The following is a 14,181-nucleotide window of genomic DNA, read 5'->3' as shown; positions in this document are numbered from 1 at the left end:
ACGAATTGTTTTATTATTCAGCGACGTAGTCTACAGCTATGATCTCATATTCTACGACACCACCTGGGGTTTTAACTTCAACGGTATCGTCAAGCTCTTTTCCAATTAATGCTCGGCCAATTGGCGAGCTGTATGAGATTTTATTGAGCTTTAAATCGGCTTCATCTTCACCAACGATTTGATAAATAATTTCTTCATCGGTTTTAACATGACATAGGCGAACTTTGGTTCCAAAAATGACTTTTCCGTTATTTGGCATTTTACTGACATCAATCACTTGTGCGTTGGATAGTTTCGCTTCAAGTTCTTGAATGCGCCCTTCAATAAAACTTTGTTGTTCGCGCGCGGCGTGATATTCCGCATTTTCTTTCAAATCACCATGAGCTCTTGCGGTCGCAATCGCTTCAATAATGCGCGGTCGCTCCACAGACTTTAATTTGTGTAATTCATTTTTGAGTGCTTCTGCACCTTTTAACGTCATAGGATGTTTTTGCATAATTACTCCATGAAAACAATATGCGCACCAAAGCGCTCAATGTTTGATAAATCTGAAATTTAAGTGTTTAGTGAAGGTCTTGTAATCGAGTAACGGTTTCACGATCTTCATACTTCATCGCCAAACAAGCAGCTTCGGCGCCTGAAAGCGTGGTGGTATAACTCACTTTGTGCTGGAGCGCATTACGACGAATGTCGAATGAATCCGCAATGGCTTGTTTACCTTCCGTTGTGTTCACAATAAAATCAATGTCATTATTCTTAATATAGTCCACTATATGCGGCCTACCCTCGGCGACTTTAAACACTCGTTTACAATTGATTCCTGCCGCTTGTAAAACCACAGCGGTTCCGCGAGTAGCGATAATATCAAAGCCCAAGGAAATTAAGCGTTTAGCAATTTCACCAATACGAGCCTTATCCGCTTCTCGGACTGAAAGAAACGCGCGACGGCGTTTTTTAATATTCACTCCTGCGCCCAGCTGAGCTTTAGCATACGCTTGTCCAAATCGTCTAGCAATCCCCATAACCTCCCCCGTTGATTTCATCTCTGGTCCAAGAATTGAGTCAACGCCTGAAAACTTGAGAAAAGGAAACACCGGTAACTTTATCGAGTAAAAGGAAGGCATCGGATAATGTTGTGTAATGCCTTGCTCTTTCAAAGATTGCCCAACTTTGCAGCGTGCAGCAATTTTCGCTAAAGACAAGCCAGTGGCTTTGGAAACAAAAGGTACGGTTCTAGAAGCACGCGGGTTTACTTCTAGCACGAAAATATCATCGGCTTGTATGGCAAACTGCGCGTTAATTAATCCAACAACTCCTAACTCCAATGCCAGTACTCGCAGTTGCTCAATTAAATCTTGTTGCACCACAACGCTTAAGCTAAAGGGCGGTAACGTACAGGCTGAATCGCCAGAATGTACGCCGGCCTGCTCAATATGTTCCATAATAGCGCCGACTAAGACGTCCTTACCATCACAAACCGCATCGATATCTACTTCAATAGCCTCATCTAAAAATTTATCCAGCAAGACAGGGGAATCGTTAGATACTTCCACAGCATGCGCTAAATAATGCCTTAGGTCGTCTTCCTGATACACCACTTCCATGGCACGCCCACCGAGCACATAAGAGGGCCGAACCACGAGCGGATAACCAATTTTATTGGCTAAGGTGATCGCTTCTTCTTCGCTAGTCACAGTACCATTTGCGGGTTGATGAAGGTTAAGTTTATGTACCACTTCTTGAAAACGCTTTCGATCTTCCGCCTTATCGATTGCGTCTGGGGAGGTTCCGATAATTTTGACCCCGTTGGCTTCCAGTTCACGAGCCAATTTCAAGGGCGTCTGGCCACCATAATGAACAATTACTCCTGCGGGGTTTTCAATATCCACAATCGCCAAGACATCTTCCAAAGTAACCGGCTCAAAATACAACCGATCAGAAGTATCAAAATCCGTTGAAACAGTCTCAGGATTACAATTCACCATGATCGTTTGAAATCCTGCTTCCCTTAAAGCCATAGCAGCATGAACACAGCAATAATCAAACTCAATTCCCTGCCCTATGCGATTAGGTCCTCCACCAAGGATGATTATTTTTTGTTTATCCTCATCAGGTTTGGCTTCACAAAACGTTTCATAGCAAGAATACAGATAAGCCGTTTCACTAGGAAACTCCCCTGCGCAAGAATCAATACGTTTATAAACAGGCACCACACCTAAAGATTTACGATGGGCTCGAACCTCAGATTCACGGCAATGCAGAAGATTGGCTAAATAGGCATCGGAAAATCCGCGACGTTTTAACTGCCGTAACGTTGCTTTATCCAACGCGTGCAAGGTATTGTCTTTCACTAAATGTTCATAGTGCACCAGCTCTTGAATTTGTGCCAAAAACCAAGGATCTATCTTTGACTCTTGATTAATTTCCTCTAACGTCATTCCTTTTCTAAACGCGTCCGCGATATACCAAAGTCGATCAGGCGTTGGTTCTCTTAAGTGTCCGCGCAACACAGCGTTATCTTGATGTTTGTGTAACGATTGCAATCCTGAGCGTCCAATCTCTAACCCACGAATCGCTTTTTGTAAGGATTCTTGAAATGTACTGCCAATCGCCATCACTTCACCAACCGACTTCATTTGGGTGGTAAGCGTTTTAGGAGTCTGAGGAAACTTATCAAAATTAAAGCGTGGTATTTTGGTGACCACATAATCAATGGAAGGTTCGAATGATGCAGGGGTTTTACCACCGGTGATTTCATTTGCTAATTCATCAAGCGTATAGCCTACAGCCAATAATGCCGCCACTTTTGCAATTGGAAATCCAGTGGCCTTAGACGCCAAAGCCGAGCTTCGTGATACTCTGGGATTCATTTCAACCACAAGCATCCGCCCGTCTTCAGGATTGACGGCGAATTGCACATTTGAGCCTCCTGTATCTACCCCAACTGCGCGCAGTACTTTAATGGCTGCATCACGCATGCGTTGATATTCTTTATCGGTTAGGGTTTGAGCTGGGGCTACGGTAATGGAATCACCCGTGTGAACCCCCATAGGATCGAAGTTCTCAATAGAGCAAACAATGATGCAATTATCGTTTTTATCGCGCACCACTTCCATTTCATACTCTTTCCAGCCCAACACGGATTCATCAAGGAGTAATTCATGGGTGGGAGATAGTTCTAAACCTTGCGCGCAAATCGCCTCAAATTCTTCACGGTTATACGCAATTCCGCCACCACTTCCACCCATGGTAAAAGAAGGGCGAATAATAGTAGGAAAACCAAGCTGTGCTTGAACCGATAACGCTTCTTCCATGCTGTGGGCGATTGCCGATCGCGGCATTTCTAATCCGATTTTCTTCATCAGTAATCGAAACTGTTCTCGGTCTTCCGCCTTATCAATGGCTTCCTTAGTAGCACCAATTAATTCAACGTTATACTTGGACAAAATACCTTCACGAACCAAATCTAAGGCACAGTTTAAAGCGGTTTGTCCCCCCATAGTTGGAAGCAACGCATCTGGACGTTCCTGTTCAATAACGCGTGCAACCTCAGGCCATAACACTGGTTCAATATAGGTGGCATCGGCCAGTTCAGGATCAGTCATAATGGTCGCAGGATTTGAGTTGACCAGAATGACGCGATACCCTTCTTTTTTTAATGCCCTGACTGCCTGCGTTCCTGAGTAATCGAATTCGCAGGCCTGACCAATGACAATAGGCCCCGCCCCTAGAACAAGTATGGATTGAATATCAGTTCGTTTTGGCATATTACAACAACATAAAAGTATAAATGATTAGGGACGTTCCATGGGCAATATCCCTAGCGGTTTTTAAATTAATAACGATAATGCTCCGGCTTAAATGGTCCATTGACATCAACACCGATATAACGAGCTTGTTCATCGGTTAATTTTGTCAGCGTTGCTCCAATACGTCCTAAGTGAAGTCGCGCAACCTTTTCATCAAGATGCTTTGGCAAAACATACACTTGATTGTCGTATTGCTCACTATGTTTGAACAACTCAATTTGAGCTAAGACTTGGTTCGTGAACGAAGCAGACATTACAAAGCTCGGATGACCGGTTGCACAACCTAAGTTAACCAGTCGCCCTTGTGCCAATACAATAATGCGCTTACCATCTGGGAAAATAACATGATCGACTTGCGGCTTGATGTTTTCCCATTGATACTGACGTAAACTTTCGATATCAATTTCAGAATCAAAATGGCCAATATTACATAATATCGCCTGGTTTTTCATTCTAACCATATGCTCATGGGCAACCACATGATAGTTTCCTGTCGCAGTGACCACAATATCCACTTTATCCGCCACATCATCCATAGTAACCACTGGGTAGCCTTCCATTGCAGCTTGAAGCGCGCAAATAGGATCAATTTCAGCCACCCAAACCACAGCTCCTTGACCTCTTAACGCTTGGGCACACCCTTTGCCAACATCACCATAGCCAAGAATTAATACCACTTTTCCAGCAATCATGACGTCTGTTGCACGCTTAATGCCGTCTAACAACGATTCGCGACATCCGTATAAGTTATCGAACTTGGATTTAGTGACTGAGTCGTTAACGTTAATGGCAGCGGTTTGTAATTCACCTTTTTTAGCCATGTCATACAGCCGCGCAACCCCGGTTGTGGTTTCTTCGGAGACCCCTTTAATTCCATCTAATAAATGCGCGTATTGTTCATGGATGATTTGAGTCAAATCGCCCCCGTCATCTAATAGCATATTGGGAACCCAACCATTTGGTCCTTTCAAGGTTTGCTCAACACACCACCAGTATTCGTCTTCCGTTTCTCCTTTCCAGGCAAAAACAGGAATTCCTAAAACAGCCATTGCAGCGGCGGCATGATCTTGCGTTGAAAAAATATTGCACGATGACCAACGCACTTCAGCGCCTAAGGCAATTAAGGTTTCAATAAGCACTGCCGTTTGGATGGTCATATGTAAGCAACCCGCAATTCGAGCGCCTTTTAACGGCTTATCACGGCCAAACTCTTCTCTTAACGCCATTAATCCTGGCATCTCAGTTTCAGCAATAGCAATTTCTTTACGACCCCAATCAGCTAATGATAGATCGGCTACTTTAAAATCTTCAGTTGCGGAGGTTTCGTTTACCAGTCTCATGCGATATCCTTTTATTTTTATTATTTACAACGCTTTTTTAAGTTCTTCGACCTTATCCAAACGCTCCCAAGGCAAACCGTCGCGACCATAATGACCATAAGCTGCGGTTTGGCGATAAATGGGACGCAACAGATTATGATGATCAATGATGCCTTGCGGCGTTAAATCGAAATGGGTATTGATTAAGTCAATAATCGTGGCTTCATCAAGTTTGCCTGTGCCAAATGTCTCAACATAAACGGATGTTGGCTCGACGACACCAATTGCGTACGAGACTTGAATCTCACACCGCTCAGCAATGCCTGCGGCCACAATATTTTTAGCCACATAGCGAGCCGCATAGGCCGCTGAGCGATCTACTTTTGAAGGATCTTTTCCGGAAAAACACCCACCACCGTGTCTTGCCATACCGCCATACGTATCCACAATAATTTTTCGGCCAGTTAAACCACAGTCACCTAGAGGCCCACCAATCACAAATCGCCCTGTTGGATTAATAAAATACCGAGTTTTGGAGGAAAGCCATTCTGCCGGTAATATCGGCTTTATGATTTCTTCTCGCACCGCTTCAATCAATTCTTTATGAGCTATATCCGCCGCATGTTGGGTTGAAAAAACGACGGTATTAACCCCCACAGGCTTTCCTTGTTCATAATTCAAGGTTAACTGACATTTCGCATCAGGACGTAACCATGGCAGTGCTCCATTTTTTCTAAGTTTAGCTTGTTGCATCATCAAACGATGAGCGTAGGCAATAGGAGCAGGCATATAAGCTTCGGTTTCAGAGCTGGCATAACCAAACATTAATCCTTGATCGCCCGCACCAAGTTTCTTCGTTTCCACGTTATCAACGCCTTGCGCAATGTCCGGTGACTGCTTGCCAATGGCCGATAATACAGCGCATGATTCCCAATCAAAGCCCATTTCAGAACTGTTGTAGCCAATATCTTTAATCACCGAACGTGTTATTTCTTCGACATCCACCCAGGCTTTGGTACTGATTTCGCCACCGACAAGCACCATGCCTGTTTTGACAAACGTTTCACAGGCAACACGTGAATTAGGATCTCGTGCAAGCAGTTCGTCCAAAATCGCATCAGAAATTTGATCGGCAATTTTATCTGGATGACCTTCCGAAACCGATTCGGAAGTGAAAACAAAAGAAGAACTCACAGCATTTACTCCTATTAACTAGCTCATTAGCTGAATAAACTGTTCAAAAATAACCTCGATATCGTGCGGGCCGGGGCCGGCTTCGGGGTGTCCCTGAAAACCAAAAGCGGGTTTCTTTCGATGTTTGATTCCTTGCAAACTTTGATCAAATAAAGAACGATGAGTCACTTGTAAGCAATCTGGCAATGTAGCTTCATCAATCATGAATCCATGATTTTGGCTAGTAATAAAGACTCGCTTAGTACCATTTGTTTCTATCACAGGGTGATTCGCACCGTGATGGCCAAATTTCATTTTGGTGGCGTTTGCTCCACAGGCTAAAGCTAAAATTTGAAAGCCAAGACAGATTCCGAATAAAGGAATTCCGGCGGCTAAAAACTCCTTAGTCGCATCAATCGCGTAATCGCACGCTTCTGGATCTCCAGGACCATTGGAAAGAAAGACCCCATCGGGTTCCATAGCTAATACTTCAGAGGCCGGTGTTTGCGCGGGAACTAAGGTAATATGACAGCCAAGATCATGAAGAATGCGAAGAATACTATGCTTAACCCCGAAATCGTAAGCAACGACATGAAAGTGTAAAGGTCGTGAATTTCTTGCCCAATCCCCTAACCCTTCATGCCAGCGCTCTTTCGTCTGCCGCGAGACTGTTTTGGCTAAATCAACCCCTTCTAACCCACTAAAAGATTGGGCTAACCTTTTTGCTTTATTCGTTTGATTGATATTCGTGCTAATACAAGCGCCAATAGCACCATGATCGCGCAATCTTAAGGTAAGCTCGCGCGTATCAATTCCAGCAATGGCAACAATTCCATGTTTATTTAACCATTCTGGCAATGAATATTGCGCACGGTAGTTACTCGGTAGAATACTACAATCTCGTATGACCAACCCACTCGCCCATACCCTGGAGGATTCCATATCGTCATTATTACAGCCGGCATTCCCCACATGAGCGCAGGTTAACGTAACAATTTGGCGAGCGTAAGAAGGATCGGTCAGCATCTCCTGGTAGCCGGTCATCGATGTATTGAACACCAACTCTCCGACACACTCCCCAGGAGCACCTATCGACGTTCCTTCGTAAACCGTCCCATCGGCAAGCACTAAAATAGCAGGTTTTGAAATCATCAACAGCACGCTTGGTAAAGAAAAATTCGCAAAATAGCCAATTGTAGCTCAGTGTCATAATAATGAAAACTATATTAAGGACAAAATCTCTGTACAGAGCGAAAAACTACAGAACGTTGTGTGCCTGTACCGGCTTGCAATTAGGCTTAAGTTTTAGTTGGCAATACAACATGCCAACGCACCACGGTTTATCCGCGGTATCTCGTTTAGTTGCTGATCGTTCGGAATTGCTGTCTTAAAATTTCATGTCTTCAAAAAATTTTTTGACTCCGTCAAACCATGAACTAGTGCGAGGAGAATGTTTTCCACCGTCTAAGGAGCTTTGAAATTGGGTCAATAAATCTTTTTGTTCTCTATTTAAACTAATCGGTGTTTCAACGGAAACCTTGCAAATTAAGTCACCAATGTCATGGCCACGCACGGATTTAATCCCCTTTCCTCGTAACCGGAATGCTTTTCCCGTTTGGGTTTCAGCAGGAATCTTGAGTGTTACTCGTCCATCTAAGGTTGGAACCTCAATCGAACCACCCAGAGCGGCAGTCACAAAGCTAATGGGCACTTCACAATGGAGGTTATTATCAATGCGCTCGAATAATTCATGTGGTTTAACTGCGACTTGGACGTATAAATCACCGCTTGGGCCTCCGTGAATTCCCGCCTCGCCTTCACCGCCTAAGCGAACACGATCCCCGTTATCAACACCCGCCGGTATTTTTACGGTTAAGGTTTTGCTTTCCCGCACGCGTCCTTGTCCATGACAAGACGAGCATGGCTCTGTAATCACTTGGCCTTCGCCATGACAACTTGGACACGTTTGTTGAATTGAGAAAAAGCCTTGCTGTATACGTACCTGGCCGATGCCATTACAGGTTTCACACGATTTAGGTTTGCTGCCTTGTTTAGCACCTGAACCATTACAGGTTGTGCAATTTGTGTGTCTGGGAACGGTGATTTCAATTTGTTTTCCGCGAGCTGCTTCCTCAAGCGTTAGCTGCACGTTAAATTGCAGATCCGATCCGCGTTGACCTCGAGAACGATGTTGCTGTCGACCGCCGGAAAATATGTTTTCAAAAATATCTTCAAAAACGTCCCCAAAACCACCAAAGCCACCAAATCCGCCGCCGCCCATAGAAGGATCCACGCCGGCGTGGCCATATTGATCATAAGCCGTACGTTTTTGCGGGTCAGACAACACAGCATAGGCTTTCTGAATTTCTTTAAACTTCTCCTCGGCTGCCTTGTCATTCGCGTTGCGATCAGGATGATACTTCATCGCTAATTTGCGATAAGCTTTTTTAATTTCAGCTTCACTAGCACTACGGCTAAGGCCGAGAAGTTCGTAATAATCCTGCTGTTGCATCTAAACCCACACTACATAAATTGATTAAAAAACCGCTTTGATTGTTTAATTATAACACAATCATCACCTGGCCTGAAGAGGATATTTCTGAAGCAGCGAAGTCGGGCTCTTAACCCGACCATGACTGATTAAGTGTTATTTTTTCTTATCTTCATCCACTTCTTCAAATTCCGCATCAACAACACCTTCTTCAGCTTTTGCGGATTCTTTTGCTTCGCCTTGCTCTGGTTGAGCCTCGGGTTGTCCTTCAGCTGATTTTTTCGCATAAACACGTTCAGCCATCTTTGAAGAAGCATTACTTAACACTTGCAACTTATCTTCAATCAAGACCTTATCATTTCCTTTCACCGCTTCCTTCAACTCATTGATTGCGGTTTCAATTTCTTTCTTCTCATCGTCACTTAATTCGCCTTCTAAATCTTTCAGCGATTTTTCGGCACTATGTATTAAGCTATCCGCCTGGTTACGAATTTCTGCAAGCTCTTTGAATTTCTTGTCCTCTTCAGAATGCGCTTCAGCGTCTTTAACCATAGCTTCGACTTCTTCATCGCTCAATCCACTGGATGCTTTAATCACAATGGATTGCGCTTTGCCGGTCGCTTTGTCTTTCGCAGAAACATTTAAGATTCCGTTAGCATCAATATCAAACGTCACTTCAATTTGCGGAACACCTCGGGGCGCTGGTGGGATATCCGTTAAATCGAAACGACCCAGGGATTTGTTGGCAGAAGCTTGCTCACGCTCCCCTTGTAAGACATGAACGGTAACGGCAGTTTGATTGTCGTCGGCTGTCGAGAAGACTTGATTCGCTTTCGTAGGAATCGTGGTGTTTTTCTCAATAAGCTTTGTCATGACACCACCCAACGTCTCAATTCCCAATGACAGAGGGGTCACGTCTAATAAAAGAATATCTTTAACATCTCCAGACAATACAGCCGCTTGAATTGCAGCACCCACCGCCACTGCTTCATCCGGATTTACGTCCTTGCGTGGTTCTTTACCAAAGAAATCTTGGACCGTTTTTTGCACTAAAGGCATACGGGTTTGACCACCGACCAAAATCACTTCATCGATCTCACCCACTGATTTTCCAGCATCTTTTAACGCGGTTTTGCAGGGCTCAATCGTGCGCTCAACTAATTTTTCAACCAATGATTCAAGTTTTGCACGAGTTAATTTAATATTTAAATGCTTAGGACCAGAAGCATCAGCGGTAATATAGGGCAGATTCACGTCGGTTTGTTGCGCCGAAGACAGTTCGATTTTTGCTTTTTCAGCGGCTTCTTTCAAACGCTGTAAAGCTAAAGGATCACTGTGTAAATCAATGCCGGTGTCTTTCTTAAATTCGGAAGCCAGGTACTCGATTAATGCCAAGTCAAAATCTTCACCACCTAAAAACGTATCCCCGTTGGTTGCTAGTACTTCAAACTGATGTTCGCCATCAACTTCGGCAATTTCAATGATAGAAATATCGAAGGTACCGCCACCTAAATCGTATACAGCGACAACAGAGTCACCACGTTTTTTGTCCATACCATAAGCAAGTGCTGCGGCGGTTGGCTCATTGATAATACGCTTAACTTCAAGACCTGCTATTTTTCCGGCGTCTTTCGTTGCCTGGCGCTGAGAGTCATTAAAATAAGCGGGTACAGTAATTACAGCTTCTTTGACTTCTTCACCCAAATAGTCCTCAGCCGTTTTCTTCATTTTTCGTAACACTTCGGCTGAAATTTGCGGTGGCGCTTTTTCTTGCCCTTTGACTTCAACCCAAGCATCGCCATTGTTCGCCTTAACGATCTTATAAGGCACCATTTTAATGTCTTTTTGAACGATAGGATCGTCGTACCGACGTCCGATCAAACGCTTAATCGCGTATAAGGTATTGTCAGGGTTGGTCACGGCCTGTCGCTTTGCAGCCTGACCCACTAAAATTTCATTATCACTGGTGTAGGCAACAATGGAGGGTGTGGTGCGATGACCTTCGCTGTTTTCGATCACTCGAGGTTTACCCCCTTCCATCACGGCGACGCATGAGTTCGTGGTACCTAAGTCGATTCCGATGATTTTTGCCATTTTACTATTGCTCCAATCTGTTCGTTAAAATCAATAATGTTTTTTATATGGGGCCTTAATTCTTAATTTCAAGCGGCCCAGACAATCATTTCCCTTTCGCAACAATGACCCGGGCGGGTCGAACGAGACGGTCGTTTAACTTGTAACCACGCTGGAATACAGCCAACACCGTATTTGGTTTAGCATCTGCAGATTCCTGCATGGACATTGCTTCGTGCAATTGAGGATCAAACGCTTCTCCTTGTGGATTAAGTTGCTCAACGCCATGTTTTTTTAGCACATCGAGGAATAATTTCATTGTTAATTCCAGTCCCTCGTGCATGGCGCTGTTTTTTTCCTGCTCGGCCAGCTGCAACGCTTGTTCTAAGCTATCCACCACGGGAATGAGCGAATCGACAAACTTTTCTAAGCCATAACGGTGGGCGTTTTCAACGTCTCGTTGAACACGACGGCGCACATTTTCAAGTTCAGCCATAGCTTTGACGGCCTTTTCCCAGTGTTCATGAGCTTGCTGTTCGGCTAAAGTCAGTTTTTCTTCAAGTTCTGAATAAGAGGGATGATCCAACGCACTACTACCAGTATCGGGGTGCTCAAGGTCGTCGATTAATTCTTCAATCTCATGTTCCACCGCTTCATGTTCAACTTGTTCGTCATGTTCCTCACGAACTTTTTTCCAATCTTTGGTTGTTTTTTCACCACTCATGTAAAGACTCCAGAACTCGTTTTTTTATCGTGTCCGGTTATATGTAGGGCCAGTTACCTAATATATCAAGTCCATTTTTAAAATTTTTTTATAACCCCAGTGCTTTATGGTATGATTATCGGCTTGTTGATTAATTATTTTGAACCGATTCCGATGCGTACTTGGTCCCCCACATCTTGGCTGCAATATGCTTATGAGCAAGCACCCACCTATTCTGATGAGGCGCAATTAGCCAAAGTTGTTGAGCAAATATCGCAATTGCCTCCATTAGTGAGCAGCGGGGAAATTAAAAAGTTAAGGCAATCCATTGCCAAAGCAGGCCGTGGCGAAGCGTTTATTTTGCAGGGTGGTGACTGTGCTGAGTCATTCAAAGATTGCCGCTCAGAGATCATCAGCAATAAACTTAAAATTTTACTGCAAATGAGCTTAGTATTGATTCATGGCATGCGAAAACCCATCATTCGGGTTGGCCGAATTGCTGGCCAATATGCTAAGCCTCGATCTTCTGATTTTGAAAGCGTCGATGGAATAACACTTCCTAGTTACCGTGGCGACTTAGTGAACTCACCTGAATTTACCGAACAAGCCCGTACACCCAATCCAAAGCTGATGCTGCAGGGTTATAGTTGTGCAGCCATAACTCTAAATTTTATCCGAGCGTTATTAGCCGGTGGTTTTGCTGATCTACACCACCCCCAACGCTGGGATCTTCGTTTTGTTGAGCATTCACCTCAAGCCGATGAATATCATGCAATTGTGCGTTCCATCGCCAATTCGCTCGACTTTCTAAATTCCATTGAAGGGTTGCAACACAGTCAACTCAGCAATGTGGATTTTTTCACCTCCCATGAAGCGTTGCATTTGCATTATGAACAAGCCTTAACCAGGCAATTACACGATGGCAAATGGTACAACTTATCCACTCACTTACCTTGGATTGGAATGCGCACTGCGAAGCCGGGTAGCTCTCACATTGAGTTTCTACGTGGCGTTGAAAATCCTGTAGGCATAAAAGTTGGCCCTTCGGCTACCCCCGAGTGGCTCGTGGACTTAATTACAACCTTAAACCCCAACCAAGAAGAAGGACGTCTGGTCTTAATCAGTCGAATGGGAGCCAAAGACATCGGCAAGCTACTTCCACCCCTCATTGAAGCGGCACAAACAACCCATATCCCAGTCACATGGTCTTGTGATCCCATGCATGGCAATACCGAATCCACCGAGTCCGGAGTTAAAACGCGTCATTTTGATAACATTTTAAGCGAATTGCAACAAGCCTTAAAAATCCATCAAGATTTAGACAGCCATCTTGGCGGCGTTCACTTTGAATTAACCGGAGAAAACGTTACGGAATGCATTGGAGGTGCCCGTGGTTTATCAGCGGCTGATTTAAACGATGCCTACCATACTTTAGTTGATCCTAGATTAAACTATGAGCAATCGCTCGAAATGGCCATTCAACTCAGTCGCCAATTTAGATCTGAATAAAAAGTACTAGGGTGTGTTCATATATACCCGTGATCGTTCAAAATGCGTGATTTATGCTTTTTCTTTTTCGCCCTGCCGCATTTTGAAAGATCACGGGCATAGGCGCAGGTTTTTGGATGAAAAAAGGTGTTTTTTAAGAGCTTGTTTGCAAAATGAAATTAAATTAATCCTTATGCTCTGAGTTATGGAGCATAGGGATTTTGATGCGAATCTCTCCCTTTATTTTTTTAACTGAGATCCAGCAGTCTCGTCATATTTAGCAACTTCTGAAACGGGAGGTTGGGAAGCAGTAGGAGTACCCAATAGATTTTGGAATAAACGAAACATTCCTTCAATGCGAGACATTGATCTCCCGCTTTTAGCAGATATCTCGCGTGCATGAGACTCTAGTACCCTCTTATGGAAAGGATTGCTTCTAGCATCCCATTCTATAAATGCGGTCATATCATGAAAATATGCTAGCTTTGCTTCAGATAGTGTAAGAATCTTCCCATGTTCATCTATTACCTTTTCAATAATTCTTTGAATTTCATCTTCTATTGCGCGCTGTTGTACAAGAGGGATTTTTTTAAACTGGTAAGCCAGGGTAATATGAAAAAAGGTGGGGACTTTACTAGACAGTCCCATATCTACGCCGATCTGTCTGATTTTTGCTTCTTGCTCTTCTGGTAATGACACTATAAGTTGAATAACACCTCGATTATGAACACCTTCGATTGTAATAATTGGTTTAATTTTATTCTGAGATAAACTTCCAACCAGTTTCTGGAAGCCCTTTAGCTGACTATCAACAAACGGATGCCAAACTCGGCTGCCAATTTCCTGCTCTGTATATAAATTTAAAGTGGTCATATGAAAGCTAGAAGCAGGCAAAACAGAAAAAAATTCTTTTATTTCAGTAGTTTTATTTAGTTCATTATAAAGCGTATCACAGAGTGATTTATTTGATGAGTAGCATAACGCAACCGTGGTTATACCTGGAAAAAGACCAAAGCGGCCATATTGATCAATTTTGTACAGGGAAGAAGCCATAGGCAAGCATCCAAAAACGGTCAAAAAGAAACATTGTACTACAATATAATTATAATATGTACATTATTAATG

At 43.6% G+C, this 14,181-nt stretch carries 10 protein-coding genes; 1 reads left to right on the top strand and 9 read right to left on the bottom strand.

Annotation, left to right across the window (positions count from 1 at the left end; translation table 11 throughout):
• Positions 1-13: 13 nt before the first annotated feature.
• From greA to grpE, 8 genes are all read right to left on the bottom strand, one after another.
• Complete coding sequence (gene greA / locus E1O47_RS01205; RefSeq protein ID WP_133129450.1) at positions 14-496, bottom strand: transcription elongation factor GreA; 483 nt, start codon at positions 494-496, stop codon at positions 14-16.
• A gap of 67 nt (positions 497-563) precedes the next feature.
• Positions 564-3,767 (bottom strand): carbamoyl-phosphate synthase large subunit, encoded by a 3,204-nt coding sequence (gene carB / locus E1O47_RS01200; RefSeq protein ID WP_133129449.1) that lies wholly within the window; start codon positions 3,765-3,767, stop codon positions 564-566.
• A gap of 68 nt (positions 3,768-3,835) precedes the next feature.
• A complete protein-coding gene (gene ahcY, locus E1O47_RS01195) occupies positions 3,836-5,149 on the bottom strand; it encodes an adenosylhomocysteinase (RefSeq protein WP_133129448.1) in 1,314 nt (437 codons plus the stop codon).
• Between the two features lie 24 nt (positions 5,150-5,173).
• Positions 5,174-6,322, bottom strand: a complete 1,149-nt coding sequence (metK, locus tag E1O47_RS01190; RefSeq protein ID WP_133129447.1) for a methionine adenosyltransferase — start codon at positions 6,320-6,322, stop codon at positions 5,174-5,176.
• Positions 6,323-6,340: 18 nt separating this feature from the next.
• Positions 6,341-7,453 carry a glutamine-hydrolyzing carbamoyl-phosphate synthase small subunit gene (gene carA / locus E1O47_RS01185; RefSeq protein WP_133129446.1) on the bottom strand — a complete coding sequence of 371 codons (1,113 nt, stop codon included), beginning with the start codon at positions 7,451-7,453 and terminating at the stop codon, positions 6,341-6,343.
• A 235-nt stretch (positions 7,454-7,688) separates the two neighbouring features.
• Positions 7,689-8,813 carry a molecular chaperone DnaJ gene (gene dnaJ, locus E1O47_RS01180; protein WP_133129445.1) on the bottom strand — a complete coding sequence of 375 codons (1,125 nt, stop codon included), beginning with the start codon at positions 8,811-8,813 and terminating at the stop codon, positions 7,689-7,691.
• A 135-nt stretch (positions 8,814-8,948) separates the two neighbouring features.
• Positions 8,949-10,886, bottom strand: a complete 1,938-nt coding sequence (dnaK, locus tag E1O47_RS01175; RefSeq protein WP_133129444.1) for a molecular chaperone DnaK — start codon at positions 10,884-10,886, stop codon at positions 8,949-8,951.
• Between the two features lie 85 nt (positions 10,887-10,971).
• Complete coding sequence (gene grpE, locus E1O47_RS01170; RefSeq protein ID WP_133129443.1) at positions 10,972-11,589, bottom strand: nucleotide exchange factor GrpE; 618 nt, start codon at positions 11,587-11,589, stop codon at positions 10,972-10,974.
• Positions 11,590-11,742: 153 nt separating this feature from the next.
• Between grpE and E1O47_RS01165 the strand changes: the two genes are divergently transcribed.
• Positions 11,743-13,077, top strand: coding sequence for a 3-deoxy-7-phosphoheptulonate synthase class II (locus tag E1O47_RS01165; protein WP_133129506.1), 1,335 nt, complete (start codon positions 11,743-11,745; stop codon positions 13,075-13,077).
• A 219-nt stretch (positions 13,078-13,296) separates the two neighbouring features.
• Here E1O47_RS01165 and E1O47_RS01160 read toward each other — a convergent pair whose 3' ends face one another.
• Positions 13,297-14,109, bottom strand: a complete 813-nt coding sequence (locus E1O47_RS01160) for a DUF1868 domain-containing protein (protein WP_133129442.1) — start codon at positions 14,107-14,109, stop codon at positions 13,297-13,299.
• Positions 14,110-14,181: the final 72 nt, after the last annotated feature.

This window comes from Legionella yabuuchiae (assembly GCF_900640115.1).
GTDB lineage: Bacteria > Pseudomonadota > Gammaproteobacteria > Legionellales > Legionellaceae > Legionella_A > Legionella_A yabuuchiae.
The sequence above is the reverse complement of the archived record's forward strand: the minus strand, read 5'-3'. Positions and strand labels throughout refer to the sequence as shown.

Bases quoted from the DNA above. Each gene is read 5' to 3' on its own strand.
- greA (WP_133129450.1), bottom strand. From the start codon at position 496: ATGCAAAAACATCCTATGACGTTAAAAGGTGCAGAAGCACTCAAAAAT.
- carB (WP_133129449.1), bottom strand. From the start codon at position 3,767: ATGCCAAAACGAACTGATATTCAATCCATACTTGTTCTAGGGGCGGGG.
- ahcY (WP_133129448.1), bottom strand. From the start codon at position 5,149: ATGAGACTGGTAAACGAAACCTCCGCAACTGAAGATTTTAAAGTAGCC.
- carA (WP_133129446.1), bottom strand. From the start codon at position 7,453: ATGATTTCAAAACCTGCTATTTTAGTGCTTGCCGATGGGACGGTTTAC.
- dnaJ (WP_133129445.1), bottom strand. From the start codon at position 8,813: ATGCAACAGCAGGATTATTACGAACTTCTCGGCCTTAGCCGTAGTGCT.
- dnaK (WP_133129444.1), bottom strand. From the start codon at position 10,886: ATGGCAAAAATCATCGGAATCGACTTAGGTACCACGAACTCATGCGTC.
- grpE (WP_133129443.1), bottom strand. From the start codon at position 11,589: ATGAGTGGTGAAAAAACAACCAAAGATTGGAAAAAAGTTCGTGAGGAA.
- E1O47_RS01165 (WP_133129506.1), top strand. From the start codon at position 11,743: ATGCGTACTTGGTCCCCCACATCTTGGCTGCAATATGCTTATGAGCAA.
- E1O47_RS01160 (WP_133129442.1), bottom strand. From the start codon at position 14,109: ATGGCTTCTTCCCTGTACAAAATTGATCAATATGGCCGCTTTGGTCTT.